The sequence below is a fragment of the Spirillospora sp. NPDC049652 genome (genome assembly GCF_040675125.1).
Lineage (GTDB): Bacteria > Actinomycetota > Actinomycetes > Streptosporangiales > Streptosporangiaceae > Spirillospora.
In genome coordinates, this window is sequence record NZ_JBFAOF010001544.1 from 1 (window position 1) to 1,115 (window position 1,115).

The 1,115-nt window shown below is 76.9% G+C and carries 1 protein-coding gene and 1 pseudogene; one reads left to right on the forward strand and one right to left on the reverse strand.

Features of this window, described 5'->3' with window-relative positions; genetic code table 11:
- Positions 1–842 (forward strand): MFS transporter (locus tag AB0J52_RS41795; protein ID WP_500188844.1); only part of this gene is annotated, 842 nt, incomplete at its 5' end.
- On the opposite strand, the pseudogene AB0J52_RS41800 reads toward AB0J52_RS41795, so the two are convergent.
- Positions 832–1,115: pseudogene (locus AB0J52_RS41800) on the reverse strand (RNA polymerase subunit sigma-24); the annotation flags it as partial. The gene AB0J52_RS41795 and the pseudogene AB0J52_RS41800 sit on opposite strands and share 11 nt — an antisense overlap.

Below are 1,115 nucleotides of genomic sequence, written 5' to 3' on the forward strand. Positions count from 1 at the left end.
CGCTGGCCACCGCGCTCGGCGTCCCGCTGGGCAACCTCGCCGAGCGGGCCCTGGACTGGCGCGTGACGCTCGGCCTGGTCGCCGCGCTCTGCGCGGTGGCCGCGATCGGCGTCCTCGCGGTCATGCCCGCGCTGCCCGGATCTCCGCCGGTCCCGCTCCGCGAGCGGCTCGCCGTCCTCCGCGAGCCGGGGGTCCTGGCGGTCCTCCCGCTGACCGTGGCCGGGATCGCCGCCGGGTACGGGCTGTACGCGTTCGCGGTGCCGGTGCTGCGCGCGCTCGGCGCGGGCCCGTCGCAGGAGGCGTGGCTGCTGTTCCTGTACGGCGTGGGAGCCGTTCTCGGGAACCTGCTCTCGGGCGCGAAGGTGGACCGGCACGGGCCCGTGCGCGTCCAGGCCGTCGGGTTCACCGTGCTCACCGCCACCTTGGCCGCCTTCGCGCTGGCCGCCCACACGGGCGTCCGGCTGCTGCCGCTGACCGCCGTCCTGATGGTCGCCTGGGGCGCCGCCACCTGGTTCCAGACCCCGGCCCAGCAGGTCCGCCTGATCAGCGCCGCGCCGGACGAGACCGCCGTGGTGATCGGCCTGAACGCGGCCGCCCTCTACGGCGGGATCGCCCTCGGCACGGCACTCGGCGGCCTCCTGCTGCCGGCCGGGGCGGCCACGGCCCTGGCCGTCGCCGCCGGGCTGGCGCTGCTCTGCCTCCCCTACCTGTGGGCGACCCGGCGCTTCGGCCGGCTCGCCACGGAGGACGGCGCACGGGACGGCCGGACGGAGGGCGCACGGGACGGCCGGACGGACGGCGCACGGGTCGGCCGGACGGACGGCCGGCGGGTCAGCCGGTAGTCCACGGGCGGAGCTTGTCCGGGTTGCGGACGCACCAGATGTGCTTGATCAGGCCGTCCTGGACATCGAAGGCGAAGACCGCCGCGATGCCGCCCTCGTTGCGCGCCACCAGTCCGGGCTGGGCGTTGACGGTCTCCTCCGCCACCTCCATCCCGGGGGCGCGGGAGATGACGTCGACCATGTAGGCGGCGATCCGCTCGGCGCCCTCGATCGGCCTCGCCATGGCGGCGACGACGCCTCCGCCGTCCCCGACCGCGACCGCGTCGGGGGCGA